The organism is Solitalea agri, assembly GCF_023914155.1.
GTDB lineage: Bacteria > Bacteroidota > Bacteroidia > Sphingobacteriales > Sphingobacteriaceae > Solitalea > Solitalea agri.
The window spans coordinates 29,644-55,651 of the sequence record NZ_JAMWYS010000006.1 but is presented as its reverse complement, the minus strand read 5'-3'; the positions used below and the strand labels follow the sequence as shown (position 1 = coordinate 55,651).

Genomic DNA, 26,008 nt, shown 5'->3' with positions numbered 1-26,008 from the left:
ATAACTTAAACTTTTAGTAAATATTTTTTCATTTTATTATTTATAGCCCAATCAATCTACTAAAGCTTAATTACCGTATGAAATCACTTAAGAATGTTATCTGGCTGTTGGTGCCGGTATTATTATGCAGTTATTCTCTTTCTGCACAACACAAAAAAGATAAAAAGAACAAAGAGGCAGCCGCTGTCGATACAGTGAAGAAAGCACCTGTAAAAGCTGGTATCACTGATAAAATCAAAGGCTCCGCAAAATCAGAAGGCTTGTTTACCTTATACCTCGATACTGCCAAGGGTACTATGCAGCTCTACATTAAAAAGGAGCAGCTTGGTCAGGAGTTTATTTACCAGAGTTTCTCGATGGGGGGCCCTACCTCATTGTTTCTTAACCAAAACATGATCAGGACCACTTGGGTGTTTAAAATCAAGAAAACCTACGATAAACTGGAATTCTTGCAAGCAAATACAAGCTTTTGGTATGATCCCGCAAATGCTGTTAGCAAAGCGGCAGACGTAGATGTTGCTGAATCTGTCTTTTATTCTGATAAGATTGTTGCCGAAGATGCAAACGGTTATTTAGTGGCGGTTGATGGATTGTTCTTAAGCGAAAAGCTTGATCAGGTAAAACCTGTTTTACCGCCATCACTTCCACCGGGTGCCATTTTCAATCTGGGTAACCTGAATACTTCAAAATCGAAATACGGCAAGGTTCGTTCATACCCAAATAATACTGATGTGGTGGTTGATCTGGCATATGATAATCCTGCTCCATTAAATGGTGGTGGTAAAGATATTACCGATGCACGATATACCAGGGTGCGTATGCAACATAGCTTCTTAGAAATGCCTAAAAACGATTTTCGTCCACGATACGATGATCCTCGCGTAGGTTATTTCAGTCAGGAAGTCGATAATTTAACCACAGTTAAAGTTGCTGATTATAAAGACGTGATCAATCGCTGGAACCTGGTGAAGAAAGATCCATCTGCAGCTATCAGCGAACCGGTAGAACCAATTGTTTGGTGGGTAGAGAATACAACTCCGGTTGAGTATCGTCAAACCATTGTTGAAGCAGGGGAGAAGTGGAATGAAGCTTTTGAAAAGGCCGGTTTTAAGAATGCGGTGGTAATGAAAATCATGCCGGATACTGCCACTTGGGACCCAGCTGATATTCGTTACAATGTGATTCGATGGGTATCATCGGCTTATCCTCAGTATGGTGCTATAGGTCCAAGCTTTGTAAACCCTCGCACCGGACAAATATTAGGTGCCGATATTACCGTTGAATGGCGATCAGGAAGTTCTACTCCTGTATTCGATGATTTGTTTAATTCAGTTCCGGCAACTGAAGCGCCTGAAAAACATCCATTAGCCTTAAAAGGAAATGCCAGCTATTGTACCATGGCTAATGAATTAAAGGCCCAACTGGCAGCTGGTATGAGTATGGCTGAAATGATGGGAGCAGGATCATCTGAAATTAAAGAAATGCACAAGCAGTTTTTGTATTACCTGATTTTACACGAAATGGGACACACCATGGGGCTTAATCATAATATGAAAGCCAGTACAATGTTGAGTCCTGCTGAAGTGAATAATAAGGAGCTTACGCATAAAATAGGTTTGCAGGGTTCGGTAATGGATTATCCAGCCATTAACGTTGCAAATGACCGAAGCAAGCAAGGTGATTATTACACCACGAAAGTAGGGCCATATGACGTTTGGGCTATCCAGTTTGGATACACACCTTTTGCTCCATCGAATGAGAAAGCGGGCTTGGATAAAATTTTAAGCAGAAGCACCGATCCTCAATTAGCTTTTGGTAACGATGCCGATGACATGCGTTCTCCAGGCAACGGTATTGATCCGCGCGTAATGATAAACGATATGAGTAGCGATATGATTACCTATTCTAAAGATCGTTTTATATTGGTTAACACCATGATGGGCAAATTGAAAGAAAAGTACAGTAAACAGGGACAATCATTTGCTGAATTAAGAAGTCGCTATGGTATTTTGGTAAATCAGCGTTTTGGAATGGCTGCTGGTGTAAGTCGTTATATTGGCGGTGTGTATGTCGACAGGAGCTTTGTTGGTCAAAACTCTCCAAACAAACCGTTTACTGCCGTACCTAAAGAAAAGCAGAAAAAAGCAATGGAAGTATTAAGCACTTATGTATTTGCTCCTAATGCTTTCGCTGCCGATAGCTATTTATTCCCATACATGCAGATGCAACGTCGTGGGTTTAATTTCTTTGGAAATCCGGAGGATTATAAACCTCAGAGTACAGCTCTAATGGTACAACAAACTGTTCTTTCTCAATTCTTTCACCCAACAACTTTGTCACGTATCAATAACTCAGGTTTGTACGGCAACACTTATTCGGTTGCAGAAGTCTTCAATGATTTGACAGCAGCCATTTTTAATGCTGATTTAAAAACTTCGGTAAATCTGTACCGCGAGAACTTGCAAGCTGAGTATGTTAGAGCATTGACAAATGTAGTTAATAGTGCTCCAGGCGCCGGTTATGATAACGCTTCAAAAGCGGCAGCTTACAATTCACTTAAAAAAATCAAAACAAGTCTTGGTACAGCCGCCTCACCTGATGAGCAAACAAAAGCGCATCGGGCGTATATTAATTTTATGATTGAAAAAGCATTGGCAGTGAAATAATAAAGTTATACCTGAACAATGTCCAATTGGGTAATTCCAGTTGGACATTGTTATTATAGAAGACTACCTTTCGGACTTAAAAACCAAATGAAAACGAAGAAATTCGGCTACCTAAAAACTAAATAATGAAGACATTTTTTGTAGACTCTTTTACAACCGAAAAATTTAAAGGAAACCCTGCCGCTGTTTGTATTCCTGATAAAGATTTGACGAATGATACTATGCAGAAAATAGCAATGGAAATAGGCTTTTCAGAAACTGCATTTATAAAACACTTGTCAGACAATATTTATAGCATCCGTTTTTTTACACCCAAAATTGAGATACCATTATGCGGACATGCAACATTGGCTTCGGCAAAAATCCTTTTCGAAACAACTGCCCTAAATAGTTTAAAGTTTACCAACGTTAACAATGTTGAATTGCCTATTGAAAAGGTTGGTGGTAAAATTAAAATGCAATTTCCTGTTTATGATACAGATGAAATTGACGTGCCCCAAACAATGTTGAATGCTCTTGGTGTTACCGAAATCGTAAATAAACGCTACAGTGCCACCAATAAAATCATTTTAATTGAAATCGAAAGTGCTTCTCAGCTTGCATCTTTAACACCTGATTTTAGTGCATTGATAAATTCATATACCGGAATAAATGGAGTGTTGGTAACAGCCGTTTCAGATAATGAAGATTTTGATTTTCATTACCGATATTTTTGGCCTTGGGCCGGTACAAACGAAGATCCCGTAACAGGAGGCGTTCAAACTTTTTTAACAAAATACTAGGCAACAAAACTGAATAAAACAAAACTAAACGCCTTTCAATCGTCATTAAGAACTGGAATTATGAGTACAGAACTTTTACAGGATAAAGTTTGCATTTTAGGTGAAGCGCTAATTGTATTGGAAGGTCAATTTATCTTATAACTATGTTAATTGAAACCTTAAAAGTACTGTTCAACAGAGATTTGAAAAGACTTAAAGAAGAGATTGAACTGTACACTAATGAAGCTGACCTCTGGAAGGTTAAAGGGCAAATAAATAACTCAGCTGGCAATCTTTGTTTACATCTGATAGGTAATTTAAATACTTATATAGGAAAAGAATTAGGCAATACCGGTTATGTACGAAACAGGGAGCTGGAGTTTTCGTTAAAGGATGTTTCGAGAAAAGATTTGATGGAAAAAATTGAAGATACAATTTCAGTGGTCAATCGAACCTTGGATAATTTGAATGCAGACCTTTTGGAAACCGAATATCCTATTTTAGTATTTGATCAAAAGACCACCTCTGAATACCTGCTAGTTCACCTGACTACACATTTAGCCTATCATTTAGGGCAAATAAACTATCACCGGCGATTGATTGAAAGCGAAAATTAACTCCTTCAAAGCCATAGGAGGGAAGGTAGATTTATAATAACTAAATAATGTAGTTAAGTAAGAATCGATGTGAAATTTAGTTGATGAGGTCTGAAAAAAATAAAAGCCCCTGATTGTTTTCAAGGGCTTTTACTTTATGTTTTTTAGACTGGTCTTAAAACTTAAACAATCCGTGGAATTCTTTTTCAATGTTATTGATGATAATTCCCAAGTCTTCAGGATTACCGGTAAAATCAACTTTGTCTTTGTCAATAATCAATAATTTTCCTTCAGTATAATCACCAATCCACTTTTCGTATTTTTCATTCAATTTACTTAGGTAATCTAAACGAATACCTGCTTCGTATTGACGGCCTCTACGTTGGATATTATTTACCAAAGTAGGAACCGAAGCTCGCAAATAGATCAATAGATCAGGTGGTTTTATAAATTGTTTTATTGAAGCAAATATGGAAAGATAGTTCTGATAATCGCGTGAGGTCATCAGGCTCATATCATGAAGATTGTCGGCGAAAATGTAGGCATCTTCATAGATGGTACGATCTTGCACAACCGATCGTTTATTACGATCAATATCCAAAATCTGATTAAATCGACTGTTCAAAAAGTAAATCTGAAGATTAAACGACCATCTTTTCATGTCATTATAAAAATCTTCCAGATATGGATTGTCATCAACCGTTTCATACAAGGCTTCACAGTTATAATGTTTAGCTAACAGTTCAGCCAATGTGGTTTTTCCGGCTCCGATATTTCCAACAATCGCAATATGCATGGTTTAGTTGATTTAATTTTCGATTTGAAACTTTAAGAAGACAAGCTCTTTTAATGAATTATAGATTAAAATCTCTTAATTCCAATAATCTCTCTTACGTCCTGAATGGTTTTCTGCGCGCTTTCACGGGCTTTGGCTGCTCCATGACGGGCAACCTGACGCAGATAAGTTTCATCGGCTGAAATAGCTTCAATTTTTTGACGAACAGGAGTAAGGAAAGTGATCATATCTTCTGCCAATTGCTTTTTCAAATCTCCATAGCGGATATTGCAATTTTTCCATGCCTCATCGAAATGTTTAACAGTGTCTTTAGTCGAAACCATTTTCATCAAATCAAAAAGATTCTGGATATAATCAGGTTTTTTTGAGTTTGGTTCAGTAGGACCGTTATCTGTTAAAGCACGCATTACTTTTTTGCGTATTACTTCAGGAGAATCAGCCAAAAATACTGCGTTTCCTTCGCCTTCAGATTTGCCCATTTTGCCTTTACCATCTAATCCAGGAACTTTGATCAATTTAGAGCCAAAGTTAAATGCGTAAGATTCTGGGAAATATTCGGTCCCGTACATGTTATTAAAGCGATTACCAAAAGTGCGGGTCATCTCCAAATGCTGCTCCTGATCTTTTCCAACAGGAACTTTGGTGGCACGATGCAATAAAATATCGGCGGCCATTAATGTAGGGTAGGTCAATAAACCGGCATTAACATTATTTGGATTTGCTCTTACTTTATCCTTAAATGAAGTAGCACGTTGCAACTCTCCCAAATAGGCATTCATATTCAGCAACAAATACAATTCGGTTACTTCAGGTACATCCGACTGAATGTAAATGGTGCTTTTCTCAGGATCGATACCCGCAGCCAAATATTCAACCAACACCTGGCGAACACTACTGTGAAGGTTGGCCGGGTTAGGGTGGGTTGTTAATGAATGATAATCAGCTATAAAAAAGAAGCAGTTGTACTCGTTCTGCATTTGAACAAAGTTTTTTACAGCTCCTATGTAATTTCCTAAATGTAAATTTCCGGTAGAACGTATACCACTTACTACTGTTTCCATTGCACGAAAGTAAAAAAAGAGATTGAAAAATTGATTTCAGTAGAAGTAATTATTCATTCTATTAGCGATTTTTTAAAGTTTTGTGTTTTTTCGAATTAAACTTTTAAACCTATCTAGTAAATCATATAAATTTGGCCCTGTGGAAACAATATTGAGAAAACTTCATCTATACTATTATTTTACACTAACTGCCATAGTGTTTTACCTCCTTTATCCCTTTTTTTATTATTACTCTCGTAAGCCAGAACGTTATCCCATCCTTAATTTTTTTAGAAAGATTAATGTTGCTTTACCCTTGTTGTTAAGTGGGATGTTTTGGAAAATAAGAGTGGAGAAGCCCTTAGGTAAAAATGGGATATATGTGTTTTGCCCTAATCACACTTCTTTTCTGGATATCCCGATAATGCTGCTACTTGGTAATGGTAATCACCATTTTATGGGGAAAGAAGAGCTGAAAGGCAATCCTGTTTTTAAGCTGTTTTTTGAAACAATAGATATCCCGGTTAAGCGCGAAAGCAAAATTTCGTCTTATCGCGCATTCAAAAAGGCTGCGGCAAATATTGCCAATGGTATGAGTTTGATTATTTTTCCTGAAGGACGCATTTTGGATCGGTATCCACCAAAGCTGCATCATTTTAAAAATGGAGCATTCAGATTAGCAATTGAGCAACAAATACCCATTATTCCGGTAACCATTGCAAATGCATGGCAAGTTTTCTTCGACGATGGCAAACTATTTGGCTCTCGTCCGGGTGTAATTGATATATTTGTACATCAACCTATTGAAACTGCAGGTTTAACAGTGGAAGATGACGAACTGTTGAAGAATAAAGTTTATCAGGTTATAAATAGTAAATTAAACGAATATGAAGATCGACAGAAACGTAGTAGAAAAGATAGCACACTTAGCACGGCTCGACGTTGAAAACGCCGATGAAAGTGTGGCTGATATGAACAGGATCTTGACGTTTATGGAAAAATTGAATGAATTAGATACTGCCAATGTAGAACCTTTGGTGTATTTAACCGATGAGGTGAATGCTTTTCGTCAGGATGAGATAAAACAGGAAATTACCCACGAGGAAGCCTTGAAAAACGCTCCTGATGCTGATGAAAACTTCTTTAAAGTGGCTAAAGTGATAGAACAATAGAGCTAAATTACTGCTGAATTGTAATTTTATTCATACAAACATCCAAAGCTTTACTTTTAATTTAGATTTGATACTTAACAGCTAATAGAAAAATATGTCGGCTTTAATTTCAATTACAGATATCGGTAAAAAATACGTCATCGGTTCGGAGGTTATTCATGCCTTGAATTCGGTAACCATGACAATTAACAAAGGGGAATTTGTTGCATTAATGGGTCCTTCAGGCTCAGGAAAATCAACTTTGATGAATATCTTAGGTTGTTTAGATACTCCTACAAAAGGGCAATATGTATTAAATGGTACTGATGTAAGCCGAATGACCGATGATGAATTAGCTGAAGTAAGAAATAAAGAGATCGGCTTCGTTTTTCAAACATTTAATTTATTACCACGTTCGTCATCATTGGATAATGTAGCGTTGCCTTTGGTTTACGCTGGTATAAAGAAAGAGGAACGCAATGCTCGTGCTCAAAAAGCTTTAGAAGACGTTGGATTGGGCAATCGGGTAAGTCACAAACCAAATGAACTTTCAGGTGGCCAGCGCCAACGTGTGGCTGTTGCAAGGGCATTGGTTAATAACCCTTCCATTATTTTGGCCGATGAGCCTACCGGTAACCTTGATACCAAGACGTCTATTGAGATTATGGGTTTAGTTGAAGAGATTCATAAAAAAGGGAATACCATTATTTTAGTTACCCACGAAGAAGACATTGCTCAGCATGCTCATCGAATCATTCGTTTACGGGATGGTTTAATTGAAGATGATTACCTGAATACCAACATCCGTAGTGCTTTAAAAGAGGCAGCTGAAATATTATAGGCAAAGTACTTTATTACATAGTTTTTAAATAGGTTTGATTTAGTAAAAAGATCAAACCTATTTATATTTAAAGGGTTTATTAAAAAACTTAATGTTTTAACATTTAAAATGAAAATTTATACCAAAACGGGAGATAAAGGAACAACAGCACTTATTGGAGGAACCCGTGTTGCAAAGCATCATTTACGGATTGATTCATACGGAACGGTTGATGAGCTGAATGCTTATGTGGGTTTAATCCGTGATCAACAGATTAGCGACCATTATAAATCAGTTTTAAAAGAAATTCAGGATAGATTGTTTACAGTGGGCGCTTCTCTTGCTTCCGATCCTCAAAAGTCGAAAATGGTCATTCCTGATCTTCATGAAGCCGACATTGAATTATTGGAGAAGGAAATGGATAAAATGAATGATGAGCTGCCTATGCTAAAACATTTTGTGCTGCCTGGGGGGCATACAACGGTATCTTTTTGTCATGTAGCACGTACAGTTTGTCGCAGGGCAGAGCGTTTAGTTGTTGAACTTGCCGAAGAAGGGACCGTAAATGAATTGGTGATAAAATATTTGAATCGTTTATCCGACTATTTCTTTGTTTTAGGCAGGAAACTTGCCAGCGATTTAAATGCCGACGAATATATTTGGATACCAAGGGTTTAAAACCCAAATTGATTAATTAAGTTTTTCTCTTTTTAATATAATTCTTATAAAAAAAACTTTTTTATTCAAGTAATCGTTTTTATTTTATATTCGCAAAAATATAGAAAAATCTGTTTAACCATATTAAAATCTATTGCCTATGTACTGGACACTAGAACTAGCTTCGCACCTTGAAGATGCTCCATGGCCTGCAACCAAAGATGAATTGATCGATTATGCTATCCGTTCAGGAGCACCGGTGGAGGTGATTGAGAACTTACAAGCATTGGAAGATGACGGCGAACCGTATGAAACCATTGAGGAAGTTTGGCCTGACTATCCAACGAAAGATGACTTCTTGTTTAACGAAGACGAATATTAACAAAAATCCCTGCCTAAACAAACGGTGGGGATTTTTGCTTTAAGGATATTTGTCAAATTATGTTGATGGTTATACTAATACATAGCCCTTGAATGGTATTTTTGCTTTTTAGCCTAGTTATAATTGAGTATGGGTCCATCGGCAACTGTAACCGATTTTTTTTCTGCTAACAAAACCTTCGACAGTTTATATTCTAAAAATGTGCAGCAACTTTCGGGCAAGCATTGGACTCCGATGTTGGTAGCTGTTAAAGCAGCGAACTATCTGGCCGAAACAGATGGGGCTAAAATATTGGACATTGGATCAGGTGTAGGCAAGTTTTGTCTGATAGGGGCAAAACATTTTGATAAGTGTTCTTTTTATGGAGTAGAACAACGTAAGGATTTGATTGCAGAAGCTGAGCGAGTTCGTAATATTCTAAAAATAAAGAATGTAGATTTTATTCATAACGATTTTGCCAAGCTGAACTTTGATGACTATCAGCATTTTTACTTTTATAATTCATTTTTTGAGAATTTGGTAGAAGAGGAAGATGTTCTGATTGACAACCATTTTAGTAATTCAGGGTTGTATGAACGTTATACAAATGCTTTGCATAAAATTTTAAAAGATCGGCCAAGTGGAACGAAACTAGTTACCTACCAAAGTACGCAGCATGAAATACCAGCTGATTATCAATTGATCGAATCCCACTTTAATTCAAAGCTGAACTTTTGGTTGAAGAAATGATCTTATTAAACGATGATTTCATTGCCGTTTACTATTGGATGCCCTACACAGATCAAAACCTTGCCATTTTCAACTTCAGTATCTGTTAAAACCTCATTATAATCCATTCTAACGCCGCCGTCGGTACAAAGCGAAGTACAAGTGCCACAAATCCCTGATCTGCAGCTATAAGGTAAATCTAAGTTGTTGTCGAGCGCAATATCCAGGATACTTTTATTGTAGGGTATGTCAAGTTCAACTTGTTTATCCTTATGCTTTAGTTTTACAGTGTAAGTGTTAGTATCAACTGTTATAACCTCTGATTCATTATCATCATCACCCTCATCTTCACTAATAAAAAATGTCTCCCGCTTTATTTGCGATTTGTCAAAGCCCATTCCCAATAAGGTTAATCGACAAGTATCCATATAATTGATAGGACCACAAGTATAAAACAAGGCAGATTCCGGGCTATAAACTAAATGTTCTTCCACCAACTCATAAATAAGCTGCTTGTTCAATCGGGCCATTAACAGGTTCTGAGATTCACTTATTAAACAGATCAATTTGAACCTACCACTATATTTGTTTTGAAGCTCATGGAGTTCATCGTAAAATAAAATGGTTTCCTTTGTTCGATTGCTATAAATAAGTACTACATGTGAGTCGTTTTCAGCGACTAATATTGTTTTTAATGTGGAGAATAAAGGAGTAATACCAATACCTGCCGCAAACAAAAAGATAGTTCGGTTGCTTTCGGTTTCTGGTGTGTAAGTGAAAACACCTGAAGGTTCTAAGGTCGTTAGTACATCTCCTTGTCTTAATTCATTAAATAACCTTCTCGAAACTTCTCCGTTTTCTATTCTTTTTACAGCAATTGTTATCGGCTCATCGATAAATGGTGAACTACAAATGGAATAAGATCTTCTGATTTCTTTGGTGGAGTTGGTTATTACAACTGATAGGAATTGCCCTGAAATAAAACTAGGTTTAATCCCTGATGCAGGCTCAAGAGTGATTTTTATTATTTCGCCGGGATACTTAACAATTGCAGCAGTTATAAACTGAAGTTTCTTCATTTGGCTAAAACTACAAATATTAAAGCAGGCTGATCAAACTTTATTCGGATTACTGTGTTCGGTTTAAATAAATTATTAACTGTATTTTAGAGAGCAAGTAAAGCGGAGTTTGCCAAATAATTATTCCAAGCAATGATATCTGAACCAAGTTACCTGGCTTCCCGTATTGTGGCGCCTTCCATCGAAAAGCATTTTAAAAATCATATTCAAAATTTAGGTCCAACTGATTGGGTAGATAGTAGCTTTATTCCAAGTGCACAAATTATTGAAGCGGTTATTGATACTTCTTTTTGGGCAAGCTTGCGGCATGAAGAGGGAATCCCTCCTAAGTTTTCAATTGTACTTTTACCACCTGAACTGGTGGAGAATCCATTAGTTTTTGAACAATCGATAAGATTAACACCTAAAAATATAACCAAACTAGCTCCCGCCTTATCAGGTCCGAATATTCATTTGGGCGTTTGGTTTGAAAATGATGAATTAATGATATGGGGTACAGTGCTTCATATTTCTACTTTGTGTTTTGTGCTTGAAGTAATAGAGCCAGGTTTAATGGTAATTAAACACCGGCGGATTGATGGGTTTGGAAAATTTATCAATGTTGCAGTATTAAAAGGAGATGATATCAAATTGGTCGACGAAGAAAGTTTGAGTTTAAATGATTGTCCTGCTATTTTAAACTCATTATTAGGAATGCCTTTGCCTAAGTTTCAGAATGATTCAGTAAATGTGTTAATAGAACTTGCAGTAAGTATGAGGGCACATAAAAGGGGAGGATTGGTATTGGTAATTCCAGAAGACTCTTTCACCTGGCGAAATTCCATAGTTCATCCGATCAACTATCCATCCAATCCTACATTTACAGGCATTAGTGAATTAATGGGGCAAAATGCTGAAAATAGAATGGACCCTTATTGGCAGGGATCCTTAAAGCGAATGATTGAAGTAGTAGGAGGTTTTACCGCTGTTGATGGAGCCACCATTTTAAATGATAGGTATGAACTCTTGGCTTTTGGGGCAAAAGTTTCGCGTGCTGAAAGTAGTTTTCCGGTAAATGAAGTGATCACAACTGAGCCTGTACACGGAGGTTCAGCTGTATTAATGCATCCTTCGCAAATTGGAGGTACCAGACATTTAGCAGCAGCTCAATTTGTTTACGACCAACGGGACGCCCTTGCGCTGGTGGCTTCACAAGATGGGCGATTCACTATTTTTAATTGGTCAAATGAGCTGGAAATGGTTCATGCTCACCGCATCGATATTCTGTTGCTATAATAGTTTAAGAACCAATATAAAACGAAAAAGGCCCTCAAAAGGGCCTTTTATTATTTTTCTTTGTTCTTTACTTCAGTAACTTGATTACGAATTTCCTGAGCTGCATTTTTGATATCCATCATTGCTTTTCTTAAACGGGTACCGGCAGCGCCATTAGACTTTTCATAAAACTTTGCTGCGTCTTCTTCTGCAGCAGCAATTAGATCTTTAAGCTGTTTGAATTTTTCCATAAATAATATTGTAAGTTAAACAATGTTTGTAAAGCTAATATATTAAATCACAATTAAAAGTATTTTTTTAATTTTTTCCTTGTTATAACCGCCTTCAAGCCACTTTGTCAATTAAAAAACTACTTCTTTTTAGCAAAGCTCTGTATTGCAAATACTGAAACTAAATTGATAAACGCACTAACCTGTGTAGGTAGTCAGGTAAAACTTATTAAAAGTTATTACTTGCAATAAATTTAAAGTTAATAAAAACAGCTAAAAGAGAGTAAAAATTATTTTCTCTCAAGTTTACATTTTTATATAAGCAAAATTTTATAGTGATAATGAATTATTCTTTTTCTCTACTTACACATAGGCGGACAAGTTCGCACATCCGAAAACACGACATTGTCTGAATTACTTTCTGCACTACTTAAATTTTTACCGGCTCCATCCGCTCCAATTAGCATTACTTGAAGCTCCTTTTTATCATTAAGACCTAAAAAGATATTGGCTTTGCCCAATTGAGGGTTATCTAATAATGCTTGTAATTGTTCTCGGCTAATTGAATAGGCTTTTGGAAATACAATGTCTTTACCAACGGTTAAAGTAGCTGAATTAGCAATGGCAGCATTTAAATTGTTGACAAAATTATCCGAGGTTGAGTTTTTAAAGTTGTAAGCTGTTAAGTCAGCAGCCTTGTCTTCTTTACTTTTTGTTACAGCTTCATCTTTTTTACAGCTTACAAAAATTGAGGCACAAAAAAAAAGTGCAGGAAATAAAAAGTTTTTTTTCATGATAATTAATTAATAGGTAAAAAATTTTCCTAAAAATAAATATTTATATCAAAAAAGCAATTTGTTTATCCTTAAACTATTTATCTACCGAAAGGAATCTTTTGCTTTCCGGCATTCGTAAAATAGCATAGGCAAAGAGTGAGTTTATAAAGGCGCTTACTGGGGTATGTAGTTTAATAACACTCAAATAAAAGCTATTGCTTGCACCAAACTTAAAGTTAATAAAAACAGCTAAAAGAGTATAAAAAACATAAATAACTATTAATCCAATACAAATCAAGAGTTTATGATTGAATAACAGATTGCCTTTTTCTTTAAAAAGAAGTTGGTTTATTTGTTGAATAGCTAAAACTACAATCATAAATGAACTTAAGGCCCAGCTATAATTGTTTAATTTGAATAGATCATGTGTGTAAAGAGCCTCAATACTCCAACCAAAAACAATAAAGCTATTTAGTGTAATAAAGGCCCGTGGTCTTTTTACATAAAATCCCCATCTTTTAAATTGCAGGTTTAAGATCAGAAATTCTATTAAAATATTACAGTTTAATAAGACATGATTGTTGGTATAAAGTTTATTTAAAACCATCGATGATAAATCAAAAATCGAACAGTAGAAAATAAATAGTATAAAAACATTATTATCCTTTTCAACCTTTTTAAACTTATATAGCCCTACAATGAGGGCTATAATTAATGCAATAGAATTAATATCGTTTGAGGTTAATAACATTTAATAAATATAACCTTGATATTTATTGGGTTAACGGATCTTTTTTAGTGCAATCTGGAGGGCATATTCTAATTGGACCATCGAGTGATGCTGAAGCCGCAGATACTTTTAGTGCAGTTGACGAGGATTCGGTAGTTGCTTGAGGCAGTATATCCGTATCGTTGGCATCATAACCAACCAAAACCAATTGTACCTGATTGTCTTCTGTTTCAGTAAAATAAGCCCTTACTCCTTGGCAGTCTCCTGTACTTAAAATGTTCTTTACTGTTTCCCGATCGAAATCAATCGAATTAGGGAGTTTAATTCCTTTTACATGCTTTTGAGCATTGTTCCGATAACGGTTAATCATTTCCTTTGCATCGGCAATAGAAATTTTGTTTTTTTTAGGTGTCATTGTAAATTGAGAATTTGGTTATAAATAGAGACCGCCAATTAAAAGAAATTTTAATTGAAGTTAATAAGTATAAATACTAGTTAAATATACGTATTTGTACGTGGTTATATACGTAGTAATACTTACAGGTTTATATTAAAATATAATGACATTTAACTTTAGAATATGAAACTAACTATTCTAATCTCTAATCCCACTTCTGCCTGGTTTAAATATTCGTTCTCTAACTGAATTAAAAAAATTAGCGCTGAGTATCATTCAGCGCTTTTTTTGCATTATTAAGGTAAAGCCATTCTCTAACTACTTGTTTATCAGTTTTAAATTACTGTTTATTGTTAGGAGTTTTTATTTCATCTTTGCGCAAAGATTAGATGGAGTATGCGTATTATTTGCTGTTTTTGTTTTTTGTTATTTCCTGTTTTAGTGTTTTCTCAAACAACCCAAGAGTTTAAATGTCAATTGAGTGCGCAAACAGATAATGATTCTTATGCCTTTACAAATAGCGATCGATATTATTCAAATGGAATATTTCTTTCCTTTCGTAAAACCATGGATTCGGAGTCGAATAAGTTTAGATCATCAGTAGCCAAAAAGATATTCGGATTTTCTTTTGGACATGAAATCTATATGCCTTATACTGCCCAGCGAAAATATTATAGCGAAAGTCTCATTGACCGTCCGTATGCAGGTTATATTTCGTTAACCGGTAATTGGGATACCTACTATAAAAACGAATCAGCATTGGAACTTTCTACATCTATTGGATTTGTAGGGCCATCAACGAATGTACAAGAGTTGCAAAGCTGGACTCACGAGAAGTTTGGATATTATCATCCTTTGGGCTGGAATCATCAGATTCAAAATGCATTCGGTGCAAATGCTAAAGCTGGCTACCAGAAGAAAATAGTAAGTAATCAGTTTGGGAAGCGTTTCTTTGATATGTCGGTAGGGGGCGAGGCGCGAGTTGGAACTTTTTTCAATGGAGCATCAGTTCAAACTACAATTCGACTGGGAGCACTTGAAAAAATGTTCAATAGCCTTGTTTATAATGCAAAAACAGTAAATGGATTAAGTGCTGATGAAAAAGAAAGGGACTTTGAATGTGCTTTTTATATTATCCCGATGTTAAATTATGTAGCCTATGATGCCACAATTCAGGGGAATATTTTTGAATCGCATGATATTCAAGATGAAATTATTAAAACTCCAGCACCATTTGTTTTCAACCAACAGATTGGCTTTATGTATACCAAAAATCGTTGGGGTCTCAATCTGATGTATAATTATAGAAGTAAGGAAACAAAAGAAGCCATAAAATCAACTCAATTTGGTTCGTTTAAACTGATGTACTTTTTTAATTGATCTTACTTGAACCAATTCATCGGATTTAAAGTTGATAATTTAAGCTTGATCATAATATCTTCATTAATCTGTTTTATTTCATAGGTACGTACACAATCACCTTGCATGCCTGCTCCTCTTCCAGTTCTTAAATCATACTTATGACGATGAACAGGGCATATCAACATGTTTTCTTCCAACCAACCCTGACTTAAATGTCCACCTGCATGCGGACACTTATGATCAAATGCGTATAGTTCATTGTTATTCTGAACAATGCAAATTTTTTGGCCATTAACTCTTGAAAGCCCAACTGAGTAGTTTTGTTCTTTGTCGGATTTAATCCATTCAACTGCATCAACCTTAAACCATTTTTTTGCCATTAAAATTTTACTTTTTTTGAATTCCAGATCTGATAAGTTATGGTATTTTTATCGGACAAAATTGAATAGAAAAAACGGAAAATGTAAATCTATTGGTTTGCAATTTTAAAGGCCTTTTTTTAATCATCTTACATTTATTAACATAAATTATTCTGATGAAAAGCAATCATGAAATTGATTTTCGCATTTATGGCGAAGAATTGCAATGTGTTGAAATTGAGCTTGATCCACAAGAAACTGTTGTTGCAGAAGCCGGCAGTTTTATGATGATGGATCAGGAAATTCAGATGGAAACTATTTTTGGTGACGGAAGTCAACAAAACTCTGGCTTTATGGGTAAGTTGTTTTCAGCCGGAAAACGTTTATTGACTGGAGAAAGCTTGTTTATGACCGCCTTTACCAACCTTGGACAAGCTAAAAAGCATGTAACATTTGCTTCACCTTATCCTGGAAGAATCATTCCGATGGATTTGAGCAATTTAGGAGGAAGATTAATCTGTCAAAAAGATGCTTTTTTATGTGCTGCAAAAGGGGTTTCAATAGGAATTGAATTTCAACGCAAATTAGGTACTGGTTTATTCGGTGGCGAGGGTTTTATTATGGAAAAACTCGAAGGTGATGGGATGGCCTTCGTACATGCGGGAGGTATGGTGATTGAACGCGATTTGCAACCAGGTGAAATGCTAAAAGTTGACACAGGCTGTATTGTGGCTTTCACAAGTACGGTCGATTATGATATTCAGTTTGTAGGGGGAATTAAGAATTCTTTATTCGGGGGAGAGGGTTTGTTCTTTGCTACCCTAAGAGGCCCGGGAAAGGTTTGGATTCAATCATTGCCAATTTCACGTTTGGCAGGCAGAATACTTTCAATGGCCACTGGGCCACGTAAAGAAGAAGGAAGTATTTTAGGTGGATTAGGTAATTTATTAGATGGTGATTAGGAATAATCTATAACAGGGGAGAGCCTAGCTTTCCCCTTTCTTTTGATTTCTAGTTTTATCAGTATTCCCTAAAATTATGTTTACACTCGAGAATAATTACCTTTCAATACAAGTAAAAACGAAAGGTGCTGAACTTTGCAGTATTTTTAATAAAGAAACCCAGTTAGAATACTTATGGCAGGCAGGGGAGGCCTGGCCTAAACATGCACCAATATTGTTTCCAATTGTTGGCAAATTAAAAGATAATACCTATTTGTTTAACGAGAAGTCATTTTCTCTCTCTCAGCACGGTTTTGCCCGTGATATGGAGTTTGTTCTAAGCAGTTCATCCACAGATGAATTGGTACTTACACTCAATAGCTCAGAGGCTACTTACGAAAAATACCCTTTTAAATTCAAACTGGATATTATTTATCGATTAAAAGATAAAGCCCTTGAAGTTGAAACACGTACTACTAATTTGGGTCCTGAAACCATGTATTTTTCAATTGGATTTCACCCGGCTTTTAAAATTCCATTGGTTGATTCAACTGATTACAGTGATTATTATTTAGAATTCAATAGAACTGAAAATATCGAGAGGTGGTCGATAGAAGGAGGGCTTATTGGTAAACCTTATCATCGGGTTTTACAGAATGAAAATAAGCTGCCACTATCTAATGAGCTATTTAATGCCGATGCTTTAGTTTTTAAAGGATTAGAATCAGACAAAATCAGTATTAAATGTCAAAAAACTGAGCATGGGTTGGATTTTTCATTCAAAAACTTTCCTTTTTTGGGAATTTGGGCCAAACCAAATGCCAATTTCGTTTGTTTGGAACCATGGCATGGGATAGCAGATGAGGTAGAAAGTACGATGGAGTTTAAAAATAAAGAAGGGATTCGCTCATTGCTTCAAAATGAGCAGTTTACTTGTGGATACGAAGTGTTAACTTTTTAAAATTATCATATAATCGACTTAAAACTTGCTGCTTTTTTAAAAATAATATAAAGAAAAGTACATTTATTTTTAAATCTCTCTTATTTAATTAAATTTGGGCTTCCATAAAAAACCCGTTCAATATTACTAGGGTAAAATCTATAATTTCTGGGTGTTTATGGTTTCCTTACAATCAAATTGATTTTCACAAAACGTTATGTCAGAATTAGCAGAACTGAAATTAGGAGACAACACGTACCAGCTCCCAATCATTACCGGTACGGAAAATGAAAAAGCCGTAGATATTGCCAAATTAAGAGATCTTAGCACGTACATTACTTTAGATTCAGGTTACAAAAACACTGGAGCAACTAAAAGTGCGATTACTTTTTTAGATGGTGAAGAGGGAATTTTACGCTACCGTGGCTATCCTATTGAAGAACTTGCTGCTAAATCAACTTTTTTAGAAGTTGCTTATTTGTTGATTTATGGCGAACTGCCAACTCAAACACAATTGTCTGACTTTCAACTTCGTGTAACTCGTCATACTCTTGTACATGAAGATATGTTGAAGTTTTTTGATGGTTACCCTTCAAAAACTCACCCTATGGGCCAATTGGCTTCATTAGTTTGCTGTTTGTCTGCATTCTATCCTGAATCATTGGACCCAAATCAAACTCCGGAAGAAGTGGAGTTGAACATGATCCGTATGTTCGCTAAGATGCCAACTATCGTTTCATGGATCTATAAAAAAGCCATCGGTCATCCGGTAATGTATCCAAAAAATAAGTTTGACTATGTTTCAAACTACCTTTATATGACCTTTGGTTACCGTACTGAGGAGTATGATATGGATCCGGTTATCGTTGATGCGATGAATAAATTGTTAATTCTGCATGCAGATCATGAGCAAAACTGTTCAACTTCAACGGTTCGTATCGTAGGTTCTTCTGACTGTAATTTGTTTGCATCTATTTCGGCAGGTGTTGCTGCATTATGGGGCCCTCTTCACGGCGGTGCTAACCAAGCGGTAATTGAAATGCTTGAATTGATTAAGAAGGATGGTGGTGACGTGGATAAATGGGTTGCTAAAGCAAAAGATAAAAATGATCCGTTCCGCTTAATGGGCTTTGGTCACCGGGTTTATAAAAACTTTGACCCTCGTGCTAAAATCATTAAAGAGGCATGTGATAACGTATTAAACAAATTAGGTATCCAAGATCCTGTTTTAGATATTGCTAAGAAATTAGAGGAGGTTGCTTTGCACGATCAATACTTTATCGAGCGTAAATTGTATCCAAACGTTGATTTCTATTCAGGTATTATTTATCGTGCTTTAGGATTCCCAACTGATATGTTTACCGTATTGTTTGCATTAGGTCGTTTACCAGGCTGGATTGCTCAATGGAAAGAAATGCGTGAAAATAATGAGCCAATTGGCCGTCCTCGTCAGGTATATGTTGGTAACACTACTCGTGAGTATGTTTCAATTGAAAAAAGATAGTTAAGAAAATATAATAGTATAAAGGCTCCGAAATAAACATTTCGGAGCCTTTTCTTTTACAGTTGTTTCTTCTCGGTGCTTTTTAAGAACGATCATCATGACTAATTCTTGATAATTCTTAACCATTATACTCAATCAATCTCAATGGGTATAAGAATGAATTTCACTATTGAGGATTGTTAAATATTAAATCGTTGCAATAGTTATCATGGCAACAATTCCTAGACAGATTGTCAAAGACAGTGCATAAAAAAAGTAGAGGAAAAACATTTTGGTTAAGGTCCTCATTCGACTTTGGCCATAAACTGTTCTGAAAGATCTATAGATATACCAGGAGCTTATTAAAAGGACTACTACTACCAGCCAATTGGATGCAGCATTTGATAAAGGAAGAAAATTAATAAGGATGGATACCGAAAAAAGGATGAATAGAAACGTATGTAAGTGTAAAGAGTGAACCAGATGTTCAACATAGAACTTTCGGGAACGGTAATAAAAAAGCTTTAATCCAACGGCAAATAATGGCAGCAAAAGAAACATCATTTTTGGTATGTTATGGACGAAGGTATCCACAAAGTGCTCTTGTGCTTCATGACCATTAAATATTTTAATTAATCGCTTATTAAGGAAATATGTTAAGAAATTATCTCTTTCTGAGGGTTTTAAAGCCTTTTGCTCTTTTTCATATTTCTCAACCGTATAATTTCTCTTTCCACGGAAGAAGTTTTCTGAACCAGATGAATCAACTTTAGCTTTATTTGATGAGTTCTTGTTGTTGATAATATTGATGCCTAAAACTTTGGTAGTATCACTTACTTCAGTTTTACTTTTTTGAACCTTATCAGATTCTACACTAATAAAATTTTGCTGCTTAAAGAAAAGTATGAAATAGATTAAACTTACAAATAAATACATACTGGCGGCCGGAAAATGGCTAGCTCTTCGTCCATTGCTGTATTCGTTTGTTAAATACCCTGGTTTGGTCAATAATGGAACAATGCTTTTAAAGAATTTCGAGTCTACATGAAAATAATGCCCAATATTATGAGATAAGAAATGCCAGAAATTTTCTTTGGTATCCAGATTCTCTTGTCCGCAATTAGCACAAAATTTACCGGTTACCACTGCTCCACAGTTTAAGCAATCGTTTTCTTTTCTGTAATGTTTGCTCATGTTATAAATATCTCTTTCTAGTTTAGCCTAAAAATAAGAAAGCCGAATCAATTTGACTCAGCCTTCTTAACTAATATTTAATTTTTTATATCCTACATTAATATACCGGCAATTGTTGCTGACAAGTATGATGCTAAGGTTCCACATAATAAAGCCTTTAGTCCTAGTTTCGCCAAATCTGCGCGACGTTCAGGGACTAAAGCACCAATGCCTCCAATTTGCATTCCAACACTACTGAAGTTTGCAAAACCGCAAATCGCGATACTTACAATTAATAAACCTTTTTCAGTGACAATAGGTACGTTTTTACTGGTAAGATTTAAAAATGCCACAAACTCGTTAACGGTAAGTTTTTGGCCCAATAGGGTAGCCACACTTTTTACATCTTCCGTAGGTACGCCCATGGCATAAGCAAAAGGATAGAATATCTGGCTGAAAATATAATTAAGGCTTAAATCAAAGTTAGGATTGAATAAATGGCCGAACCATTGCAAAACAGAATCGAACAAGGCTATAATGGCAATAAAGCCAATAAGCATGGCTATTACGTTCATGGCAATTTTAAAACCATCTGCGGCGCCATGAGATATAGCGTCAATTACATTCGAATAGCTGCTTTTTACTTCCAGTTTAACCTGACCCAAAGTTTGGCTTTCTTCTGTTTCGGGGAAAATAATTTTTGAAATTACCAACGCTCCAGGTGCGGCCATTAAGCTAGCTGTAATTAATTTAGGCGCAAGGTCCATACCTGCTTGAGCTCCCATTTTTGCATAAACCACCAGAATACCCCCAGCAATACAAGCCAAGCTTCCACTCATACTAGCTAATAACTCACTTTTAGTCATTGATTTTAAATAGGGGCGAATCATAACCTGGGCCTCTACCTGACCAACAAATGCACTGGCTACGTTACTTAGCGCTTCGGCTCCACTGACACGCATAATAAAATTCATGGCGCGGGCAATGATTGATACAATTCGTTGCATAATACCAAAATGGTAGAATACAGCTACTAGAGCGCATACTAATATAATGGTTGCCGTAACATTAAAAGCGAAAACAAAGCCGCCTGAGACATAATTACCAATAACGCCATTGCCTTTGTCTACTGCTAAACCACCATAAACAAATGATGCTCCCTGAAAGGCAAAGTGTTCAATTTGACCCATACCATGCCCCAGTATTTCGAAAAAATGACGAACCAATGGGACTTTGAAAACGAGTAAGGCAATGATGATTTGTAGCAACAGACCGCTAAGCACTACACGGTAATTTATTTTTCGTCGATTATTTGACACTAAAAAAGCAATACCCAAAATAAGGACAATGCCTATTAAACCGGTAAATCTACCCATAAGATGATTGTGTATCCTTTTTTAATAGAAGAGCGGGACAAAAATAAAAAAATAGGGAGCAATTGTAAATTTACGAAGATTTTCTGCGGCTTAGTTCATCCCTGATTTTGGCTGCTTTTTCATAAGCTTCTTCTTCCAAGGCAGTTTTTAACTGAACTTTTAGGTCATCATCTGATAAAGAGGCATAACTGCTAACTCCACTAGGTGTTACTGGAGGTATTTCTTCTTTATTCTCCACGTTTTCCAGAAAAACGAATTCATTGCCTTCAATTAAAATACCGGCTTGAGACAAAATGAATTCATAAGTATAAATTGGGCAGCTAAAGCGAACGGCTAAGGCAATAGCATCAGAAGTTCTGGCATCAACCTCAAGTGTTCTTTTACCATCAAAACAAATAAGTTTTGCGTAGAAGATTCCGTCAACAAGGTTGTAAATAACAACTTCCTGAATTTGAATATTAAAGGCTACTGCAAATGATTTGAATAAATCATGAGTAAGCGGACGGGTAGGGGTCATCTTTTCAATTTCAATGGCAATTGCCTGAGCTTCGAAGCCACCAATGATAATTGGTAAACGACGACGGCCATTGACTTCGCCCATTACTAATGCATATGCACCCGACTGGGTTTGGCTATATGATAATCCTACAATATCTAGCTTTATCTTCTTCATTAATAGTAAAAAATGTCGTTTGGCTTTCATCACCAAACGACATGCTAATATAGGATTTAGAAATCGAAATCGTGGAAAATATTTGTTTTAGGCTGCTTCCTTAAACTTTTTGATAGCATCGATCAATTTTGGTAACACTTCAAAAGCATCGCCAACTATTCCATAATCAGCCACTTTAAAGAATGGTGCTTCAGGATCTTTGTTGATCACCACAATAACTTTCGATGAGCTAACTCCAGCCAAATGTTGTATTGCTCCAGAGATACCAATTGCAATGTAAAGGTTCGGACTAATTGCAATACCTGTTTGTCCAACGTGCTCAGAATGAGGGCGCCATCCTGCATCCGAAACTGGTTTTGAACAAGCTGTTGCTGCACCTAAAAGGTTGGCCAGCTCTTCTACCATACCCCAGTTTTCTGGGCCCTTCATACCACGACCGGCAGAAACCACCAGTTCCGCATCGGGTAATGAGATCTTATCAGATGCTCTAACAATATCTTTAATCATTACGCCAAAATCACTTTCTGCAGCAGTTGATTCAAAAGCTGTAACATTTGCCGCTTCTGGGCGCTCAACCACTTTAAAAGAGTTTGGAACTAACGAAACGATTTTTACAGCTGAGGTTAACTCTACATGGGCAAATGCCTTACCTGAAAAGGCGGTTTTCTTAACAGTGAATTTACCGTCTTTTAAATCAGGTAGTTCTACTGCTCCGTCAACTAAACCGGCCTCTAACTTAACTGCTACTCGAGGAGCTAAACCTTTGCCTGAAAAGCTGGCGGCCAAAACAACCACTTTTGAACCTTCTGCTTTTGCTGCCGACGAGATGATTGATGCATAAGCCTGGTTTACAAAGCTTTTAAGTTTATCGTTGTTAACTGTAAGAACTTTTTGAGCTCCATATTTTCCTAACTCTGCCAATGCGCCATCAGCTACATTACCAATAGAAAGCGCGGTTAATGAAGTTCCTAACTGATTTGCTATTTCTTTTGCGTATGATACTACTTCAAAGGTTGATTTTTTGAATTTGCCATCGGCATTTTCAACATATACTAATACTGACATGGTTTAAAACTAGATTTTAAATTAAGGATTTGAGAAAGAGGTATAACTAACCTTGTTTTTCTCTTTACACTTGGTTGTTGGCGGTTGTTGATTAAATTACCTTTGCTTCTGAATGTAAGGCATCTACCAATTTTTCCATATCTGCCGCGTCAATCATTTTAACCTGACCACGAGGGGCTGGTGTTTCATACGATTTAACTTCAGCAACCTTGGTAATTTCAGTTGGTTCAACTACAATTAATGGTTTAGTGCGTGCCGACATGATTCCGCGCATATTAGGAATTTTAGGCTCTGCTACACCTTCGGCACAACTTGCAATAAATGGAAGAGGAGTCTCAATAACTTCTTTTCCGCCCTCAATTTCACGCTCAATTGAAGCAGTATTTTCGTTAATATCTAATTTTTTGATAATAGAGATAGATGGAATAGATAAAAATTCGCCAACCATGGCAGCCACCTGTGATCCGTTAAAATCAATAGATTCGCGGCCGGTTAAGATAAAATCATAACCTCCATCTTTTGCTACATTAGCTATTTGCTTTGCTACAAAATAGGCATCTCTTGGAGCAGCGTTAACACGAATGGCATCATCTGCGCCAATAGCTAAGGCTTTACGAATGGTTGGTTCGGTAGATGCGTCACCTACATTTATAACAGTAATGGTTCCTTTGCCACCTTCACAAAGCTCAATGGCACGTGCTAGTGCAATTTCATCATATGGATTGATGATATATTGTACTCCTGCAGTGTTGAATTGGGTATTGTTATCCGTAAAAGCTATTTTTGTTGTGGTGTCCGGAACGTTACTTATACAAACTAGTACTTTCATAATATATTATATTGATTAATTGATTGAATTAAAAACATTATGCATGCATACAAATATATAAACCAAATTGTATTTAACTAATTTTGCATGCATCTATTTTGTAAAAATACCTAAAAGCCTAAAATCTCAAAATGCAAATCTCTCGCTTAGAGCAATTACAGCAATTTCTGGTTAATGAACCCAATGATTCATTTCTGAAATATGCCATCGCTACTGAATATTTAAAATTAAATGACACTGATCAGGCGCTTAGCTATTTTACCGATTTGGTGTCAACTGACGAAAATTACGTCGGCACTTATTATCATTTAGGTAAACTTTATGAGAAGCTGAACAGAAAGACTGATGCGGAAGCAACATACAAAAAGGGATTGATAATTGCCAGAAAAGCGGGCAATATGCATGCTGCATCAGAACTTCAACAAGCATTGAATTCGGCGCTTGGTTTGGATTACGAGGATGATTAATTAACTTGGACTCATAATTTTTGCTGCTAATACATTACCAGATTGACTTCACTACAGTTTCGTTTTCTAAAAGATGTGTTTAAATATACCTTAACGGCTTTTGGTGGCCCTCAGGCACACATGGCAATTATGTTAAGGGAGTTTGTTCAAAAACGAAACTATCTTACTGAAGAGGAATTACTTGAATTAAATGCTTTATGCCAGGTATTACCAGGGCCTGCTTCAACTCAAACCATTACCGCAATTGGTTATAAGATAGGAGGGTTGTGGTTTGCTATTTTAACTTTCCTGATATGGTTATTACCGTCAGCAATTATGATGGCAATTGCTGCCATACTTTTTACTAATTATTCGTCAAAAATAGAAGTGCCTAAGTTGCTTAAAGTAATAGAGCCTATGGCATTAGGTTTTGTGGCTTATGCCGCTTATATTTTTGCGATCAAGGTATTGAAAAATAGAATTACATTGTTTTTGGCTTTGGTGGCATTCACTTGTTCTATTCTTCTGAAAAATCCATATGTTTTCCCTTTTATGTTTCCGCTTTTGGTATTAACAGGAGGTTTTGTTACTTCAAGGGTTAATGCTGATGAAGCTGAAAGAGATTTGGGAGAGAAATTGGTGATCAATGTAAATAAAAAGAAGGTGGCTTATTTCTTTGGGATACTTATCTTTTTCGCATTGTTGGGAGGTCTGATCAATCGTACTTCTTTTTTCAGTTTACCAGTTCGTTTGTTTGAGAACTTTTATCGAAACGGAGCTTTGATTTTTGGTGGAGGGCAGGTATTGATTCCATATATGTTTACCGAATTTGTTGAGCTAAAGAAGTATCTCACAACACAGGAGTTTCTTTCTGGATATGCACTCCAACAAGTTATACCGGGGCCAGTGTTTTCGTTCAGTTCTTTCTTAGGTGGTATGGCCATGAAAAAACAGGGTATTGGAGGACAATTGTTAGGTAGCTCAGCTGCTGTTTTAGGAATCAATCTTCCCGGGCTGATATTAATCCTTTTCATTGTGCCTTTTTGGAATGATTTAAAGAAGATTACTCATATAAAAAACTCCATGGCTGGAGTAAATGCTGTTTCAGTGGGTTTTGTGGCAGCAGCATTTTTTCTTTTACTTAAGCCAATAGGTCTTGAGTATTTTTCAATGATTGTAATAGCTGCTACATTTTGTCTTTTGCGATTTACCAAAATTCCAGCGGCATTGATTATGGTTATTGGATTAGTGATTGGATTTTTTCTTTAAATGCTACATTCTGTATAAAATATTAAATAACAAAGGCCATGGATTACAT

At 36.1% G+C, this 26,008-nt stretch carries 29 protein-coding genes; 16 read left to right on the top strand and 13 right to left on the bottom strand.

Annotated features, from left to right (window positions below):
- The first annotated feature begins 77 nt into the window (after positions 1 to 77).
- From NF867_RS01620 to NF867_RS01610, 3 genes are all read left to right on the top strand, one after another.
- A complete protein-coding gene (locus tag NF867_RS01620) occupies positions 78 to 2,666 on the top strand; it encodes a zinc-dependent metalloprotease (RefSeq protein ID WP_252585797.1) in 2,589 nt (862 codons plus the stop codon).
- Positions 2,667 to 2,791: 125 nt separating this feature from the next.
- Entirely contained in the window at positions 2,792 to 3,448 is a 657-nt protein-coding gene (locus NF867_RS01615; RefSeq protein ID WP_252585796.1) for a PhzF family phenazine biosynthesis protein, read from the top strand.
- A 143-nt stretch (positions 3,449 to 3,591) separates the two neighbouring features.
- Positions 3,592 to 4,044 carry a DUF1572 family protein gene (locus NF867_RS01610; protein WP_252585795.1) on the top strand — a complete coding sequence of 151 codons (453 nt, stop codon included), beginning with the start codon at positions 3,592 to 3,594 and terminating at the stop codon, positions 4,042 to 4,044.
- 154 nt (positions 4,045 to 4,198) lie between these two features.
- On the opposite strand, the gene NF867_RS01605 is transcribed toward NF867_RS01610, so the two are convergent.
- Both NF867_RS01605 and trpS read right to left on the bottom strand, forming a co-directional pair.
- Complete coding sequence (locus tag NF867_RS01605; RefSeq protein ID WP_252585794.1) at positions 4,199 to 4,819, bottom strand: deoxynucleoside kinase; 621 nt, start codon at positions 4,817 to 4,819, stop codon at positions 4,199 to 4,201.
- A gap of 65 nt (positions 4,820 to 4,884) precedes the next feature.
- A complete protein-coding gene (gene trpS, locus NF867_RS01600; protein WP_252585793.1) occupies positions 4,885 to 5,880 on the bottom strand; it encodes a tryptophan--tRNA ligase in 996 nt (331 codons plus the stop codon).
- Positions 5,881 to 6,208: 328 nt separating this feature from the next.
- Here trpS and NF867_RS01595 point away from each other — a divergent pair, with 328 nt between their 5' ends.
- The 6 genes from NF867_RS01595 (at position 6,209) to NF867_RS01570 (ending at position 9,598) form a co-directional block, all read left to right on the top strand.
- The gene (locus NF867_RS01595) at positions 6,209 to 6,805 is read left to right on the top strand and encodes a lysophospholipid acyltransferase family protein (protein WP_341870021.1); all 597 of its coding nucleotides are present in this window, start codon (positions 6,209 to 6,211) and stop codon (positions 6,803 to 6,805) included.
- Positions 6,747 to 7,031 carry an Asp-tRNA(Asn)/Glu-tRNA(Gln) amidotransferase subunit GatC gene (gene gatC / locus NF867_RS01590; protein ID WP_252585791.1) on the top strand — a complete coding sequence of 95 codons (285 nt, stop codon included), beginning with the start codon at positions 6,747 to 6,749 and terminating at the stop codon, positions 7,029 to 7,031. Before NF867_RS01595 ends, gatC begins: the two co-directional genes overlap by 59 nt.
- Before the next feature lie 94 nt (positions 7,032 to 7,125).
- Positions 7,126 to 7,851: an ABC transporter ATP-binding protein gene (locus NF867_RS01585; RefSeq protein ID WP_252585790.1), complete on the top strand. Its 726-nt coding sequence runs from the start codon at positions 7,126 to 7,128 to the stop codon at positions 7,849 to 7,851.
- A 108-nt stretch (positions 7,852 to 7,959) separates the two neighbouring features.
- A complete protein-coding gene (locus NF867_RS01580) occupies positions 7,960 to 8,508 on the top strand; it encodes a cob(I)yrinic acid a,c-diamide adenosyltransferase (protein ID WP_252585789.1) in 549 nt (182 codons plus the stop codon).
- A 139-nt stretch (positions 8,509 to 8,647) separates the two neighbouring features.
- Positions 8,648 to 8,869: a DUF2795 domain-containing protein gene (locus NF867_RS01575; RefSeq protein ID WP_014680377.1), complete on the top strand. Its 222-nt coding sequence runs from the start codon at positions 8,648 to 8,650 to the stop codon at positions 8,867 to 8,869.
- A 129-nt stretch (positions 8,870 to 8,998) separates the two neighbouring features.
- A complete protein-coding gene (locus tag NF867_RS01570; RefSeq protein ID WP_252585788.1) occupies positions 8,999 to 9,598 on the top strand; it encodes a class I SAM-dependent methyltransferase in 600 nt (199 codons plus the stop codon).
- Positions 9,599 to 9,603: 5 nt separating this feature from the next.
- On the opposite strand, the gene NF867_RS01565 is transcribed toward NF867_RS01570, so the two are convergent.
- Positions 9,604 to 10,656 carry a ferredoxin--NADP reductase gene (locus NF867_RS01565; protein WP_252585787.1) on the bottom strand — a complete coding sequence of 351 codons (1,053 nt, stop codon included), beginning with the start codon at positions 10,654 to 10,656 and terminating at the stop codon, positions 9,604 to 9,606.
- A gap of 132 nt (positions 10,657 to 10,788) precedes the next feature.
- On the opposite strand from NF867_RS01565, the gene NF867_RS01560 reads away from it, so the two are divergent.
- Positions 10,789 to 11,931 (top strand): putative sensor domain DACNV-containing protein, encoded by a 1,143-nt coding sequence (locus tag NF867_RS01560; RefSeq protein ID WP_252585786.1) that lies wholly within the window; start codon positions 10,789 to 10,791, stop codon positions 11,929 to 11,931.
- A 50-nt stretch (positions 11,932 to 11,981) separates the two neighbouring features.
- Here the strand turns inward: NF867_RS01560 and NF867_RS01555 are convergent, their stop codons facing one another.
- From NF867_RS01555 to NF867_RS01540, 4 genes are all read right to left on the bottom strand, one after another.
- Positions 11,982 to 12,161, bottom strand: coding sequence for a histone H1 (locus NF867_RS01555; protein WP_252585785.1), 180 nt, complete (start codon positions 12,159 to 12,161; stop codon positions 11,982 to 11,984).
- Positions 12,162 to 12,499: 338 nt separating this feature from the next.
- Positions 12,500 to 12,934: a hypothetical protein gene (locus NF867_RS01550; protein ID WP_252585784.1), complete on the bottom strand. Its 435-nt coding sequence runs from the start codon at positions 12,932 to 12,934 to the stop codon at positions 12,500 to 12,502.
- 76 nt (positions 12,935 to 13,010) lie between these two features.
- Entirely contained in the window at positions 13,011 to 13,667 is a 657-nt protein-coding gene (locus NF867_RS01545; RefSeq protein ID WP_252585783.1) for a hypothetical protein, read from the bottom strand.
- Between the two features lie 22 nt (positions 13,668 to 13,689).
- Entirely contained in the window at positions 13,690 to 14,061 is a 372-nt protein-coding gene (locus NF867_RS01540; protein ID WP_252585782.1) for a hypothetical protein, read from the bottom strand.
- 378 nt (positions 14,062 to 14,439) lie between these two features.
- Here NF867_RS01540 and NF867_RS01535 point away from each other — a divergent pair, with 378 nt between their 5' ends.
- A complete protein-coding gene (locus NF867_RS01535; RefSeq protein ID WP_341870020.1) occupies positions 14,440 to 15,423 on the top strand; it encodes a lipid A deacylase LpxR family protein in 984 nt (327 codons plus the stop codon).
- A 2-nt stretch (positions 15,424 to 15,425) separates the two neighbouring features.
- Here NF867_RS01535 and NF867_RS01530 read toward each other — a convergent pair whose 3' ends face one another.
- Complete coding sequence (locus NF867_RS01530) at positions 15,426 to 15,785, bottom strand: Rieske (2Fe-2S) protein (RefSeq protein ID WP_252585780.1); 360 nt, start codon at positions 15,783 to 15,785, stop codon at positions 15,426 to 15,428.
- A gap of 155 nt (positions 15,786 to 15,940) precedes the next feature.
- Between NF867_RS01530 and NF867_RS01525 the strand changes: the two genes are divergently transcribed.
- The 3 genes from NF867_RS01525 (at position 15,941) to NF867_RS01515 (ending at position 19,149) form a co-directional block, all read left to right on the top strand.
- Positions 15,941 to 16,726: a TIGR00266 family protein gene (locus tag NF867_RS01525; RefSeq protein ID WP_252585779.1), complete on the top strand. Its 786-nt coding sequence runs from the start codon at positions 15,941 to 15,943 to the stop codon at positions 16,724 to 16,726.
- A gap of 76 nt (positions 16,727 to 16,802) precedes the next feature.
- The gene (locus NF867_RS01520) at positions 16,803 to 17,666 is read left to right on the top strand and encodes an aldose 1-epimerase family protein (protein ID WP_252585778.1); all 864 of its coding nucleotides are present in this window, start codon (positions 16,803 to 16,805) and stop codon (positions 17,664 to 17,666) included.
- 196 nt (positions 17,667 to 17,862) lie between these two features.
- Entirely contained in the window at positions 17,863 to 19,149 is a 1,287-nt protein-coding gene (locus tag NF867_RS01515) for a citrate synthase (RefSeq protein WP_252585777.1), read from the top strand.
- Positions 19,150 to 19,335: 186 nt separating this feature from the next.
- Here the strand turns inward: NF867_RS01515 and NF867_RS01510 are convergent, their stop codons facing one another.
- The 5 genes from NF867_RS01510 to NF867_RS01490 form a co-directional block, all read right to left on the bottom strand.
- A complete protein-coding gene (locus tag NF867_RS01510) occupies positions 19,336 to 20,322 on the bottom strand; it encodes a DUF3667 domain-containing protein (protein ID WP_252585776.1) in 987 nt (328 codons plus the stop codon).
- A gap of 92 nt (positions 20,323 to 20,414) precedes the next feature.
- A complete protein-coding gene (locus NF867_RS01505) occupies positions 20,415 to 21,677 on the bottom strand; it encodes a NupC/NupG family nucleoside CNT transporter (protein ID WP_252585775.1) in 1,263 nt (420 codons plus the stop codon).
- 70 nt (positions 21,678 to 21,747) lie between these two features.
- Positions 21,748 to 22,350: a bifunctional nuclease family protein gene (locus NF867_RS01500; RefSeq protein WP_252585774.1), complete on the bottom strand. Its 603-nt coding sequence runs from the start codon at positions 22,348 to 22,350 to the stop codon at positions 21,748 to 21,750.
- Between the two features lie 87 nt (positions 22,351 to 22,437).
- On the bottom strand, positions 22,438 to 23,415 hold the full coding sequence (locus tag NF867_RS01495; protein ID WP_252585773.1) for an electron transfer flavoprotein subunit alpha/FixB family protein: 978 nt from the start codon (positions 23,413 to 23,415) through the stop codon (positions 22,438 to 22,440).
- A gap of 91 nt (positions 23,416 to 23,506) precedes the next feature.
- The gene (locus NF867_RS01490; RefSeq protein WP_252585772.1) at positions 23,507 to 24,244 is read right to left on the bottom strand and encodes an electron transfer flavoprotein subunit beta/FixA family protein; all 738 of its coding nucleotides are present in this window, start codon (positions 24,242 to 24,244) and stop codon (positions 23,507 to 23,509) included.
- Between the two features lie 131 nt (positions 24,245 to 24,375).
- Between NF867_RS01490 and NF867_RS01485 the strand changes: the two genes are divergently transcribed.
- Both NF867_RS01485 and chrA read left to right on the top strand, forming a co-directional pair.
- Positions 24,376 to 24,711, top strand: coding sequence for a tetratricopeptide repeat protein (locus NF867_RS01485; RefSeq protein ID WP_252585771.1), 336 nt, complete (start codon positions 24,376 to 24,378; stop codon positions 24,709 to 24,711).
- A 42-nt stretch (positions 24,712 to 24,753) separates the two neighbouring features.
- Positions 24,754 to 25,959, top strand: coding sequence for a chromate efflux transporter (gene chrA / locus NF867_RS01480; protein ID WP_252585770.1), 1,206 nt, complete (start codon positions 24,754 to 24,756; stop codon positions 25,957 to 25,959).
- Positions 25,960 to 26,008 lie beyond the last annotated feature (49 nt).

Excerpts from the sequence above, each read along its gene's own strand:
- NF867_RS01620 (WP_252585797.1), top strand. The coding sequence starts at position 78 with ATGAAATCACTTAAGAATGTTATCTGGCTGTTGGTGCCGGTATTATTA.
- NF867_RS01615 (WP_252585796.1), top strand. The coding sequence starts at position 2,792 with ATGAAGACATTTTTTGTAGACTCTTTTACAACCGAAAAATTTAAAGGA.
- NF867_RS01610 (WP_252585795.1), top strand. The coding sequence starts at position 3,592 with ATGTTAATTGAAACCTTAAAAGTACTGTTCAACAGAGATTTGAAAAGA.
- NF867_RS01605 (WP_252585794.1), bottom strand. The coding sequence starts at position 4,819 with ATGCATATTGCGATTGTTGGAAATATCGGAGCCGGAAAAACCACATTG.
- trpS (WP_252585793.1), bottom strand. The coding sequence starts at position 5,880 with ATGGAAACAGTAGTAAGTGGTATACGTTCTACCGGAAATTTACATTTA.
- gatC (WP_252585791.1), top strand. The coding sequence starts at position 6,747 with ATGAAGATCGACAGAAACGTAGTAGAAAAGATAGCACACTTAGCACGG.
- NF867_RS01585 (WP_252585790.1), top strand. The coding sequence starts at position 7,126 with ATGTCGGCTTTAATTTCAATTACAGATATCGGTAAAAAATACGTCATC.
- NF867_RS01580 (WP_252585789.1), top strand. The coding sequence starts at position 7,960 with ATGAAAATTTATACCAAAACGGGAGATAAAGGAACAACAGCACTTATT.
- NF867_RS01575 (WP_014680377.1), top strand. The coding sequence starts at position 8,648 with ATGTACTGGACACTAGAACTAGCTTCGCACCTTGAAGATGCTCCATGG.
- NF867_RS01570 (WP_252585788.1), top strand. The coding sequence starts at position 8,999 with ATGGGTCCATCGGCAACTGTAACCGATTTTTTTTCTGCTAACAAAACC.
- NF867_RS01565 (WP_252585787.1), bottom strand. The coding sequence starts at position 10,656 with ATGAAGAAACTTCAGTTTATAACTGCTGCAATTGTTAAGTATCCCGGC.
- NF867_RS01560 (WP_252585786.1), top strand. The coding sequence starts at position 10,789 with ATGATATCTGAACCAAGTTACCTGGCTTCCCGTATTGTGGCGCCTTCC.
- NF867_RS01555 (WP_252585785.1), bottom strand. The coding sequence starts at position 12,161 with ATGGAAAAATTCAAACAGCTTAAAGATCTAATTGCTGCTGCAGAAGAA.
- NF867_RS01550 (WP_252585784.1), bottom strand. The coding sequence starts at position 12,934 with ATGAAAAAAAACTTTTTATTTCCTGCACTTTTTTTTTGTGCCTCAATT.
- NF867_RS01545 (WP_252585783.1), bottom strand. The coding sequence starts at position 13,667 with ATGTTATTAACCTCAAACGATATTAATTCTATTGCATTAATTATAGCC.
- NF867_RS01540 (WP_252585782.1), bottom strand. The coding sequence starts at position 14,061 with ATGACACCTAAAAAAAACAAAATTTCTATTGCCGATGCAAAGGAAATG.
- NF867_RS01535 (WP_341870020.1), top strand. The coding sequence starts at position 14,440 with ATGCGTATTATTTGCTGTTTTTGTTTTTTGTTATTTCCTGTTTTAGTG.
- NF867_RS01530 (WP_252585780.1), bottom strand. The coding sequence starts at position 15,785 with ATGGCAAAAAAATGGTTTAAGGTTGATGCAGTTGAATGGATTAAATCC.
- NF867_RS01525 (WP_252585779.1), top strand. The coding sequence starts at position 15,941 with ATGAAAAGCAATCATGAAATTGATTTTCGCATTTATGGCGAAGAATTG.
- NF867_RS01520 (WP_252585778.1), top strand. The coding sequence starts at position 16,803 with ATGTTTACACTCGAGAATAATTACCTTTCAATACAAGTAAAAACGAAA.
- NF867_RS01515 (WP_252585777.1), top strand. The coding sequence starts at position 17,863 with ATGTCAGAATTAGCAGAACTGAAATTAGGAGACAACACGTACCAGCTC.
- NF867_RS01510 (WP_252585776.1), bottom strand. The coding sequence starts at position 20,322 with ATGAGCAAACATTACAGAAAAGAAAACGATTGCTTAAACTGTGGAGCA.
- NF867_RS01505 (WP_252585775.1), bottom strand. The coding sequence starts at position 21,677 with ATGGGTAGATTTACCGGTTTAATAGGCATTGTCCTTATTTTGGGTATT.
- NF867_RS01500 (WP_252585774.1), bottom strand. The coding sequence starts at position 22,350 with ATGAAGAAGATAAAGCTAGATATTGTAGGATTATCATATAGCCAAACC.
- NF867_RS01495 (WP_252585773.1), bottom strand. The coding sequence starts at position 23,415 with ATGTCAGTATTAGTATATGTTGAAAATGCCGATGGCAAATTCAAAAAA.
- NF867_RS01490 (WP_252585772.1), bottom strand. The coding sequence starts at position 24,244 with ATGAAAGTACTAGTTTGTATAAGTAACGTTCCGGACACCACAACAAAA.
- NF867_RS01485 (WP_252585771.1), top strand. The coding sequence starts at position 24,376 with ATGCAAATCTCTCGCTTAGAGCAATTACAGCAATTTCTGGTTAATGAA.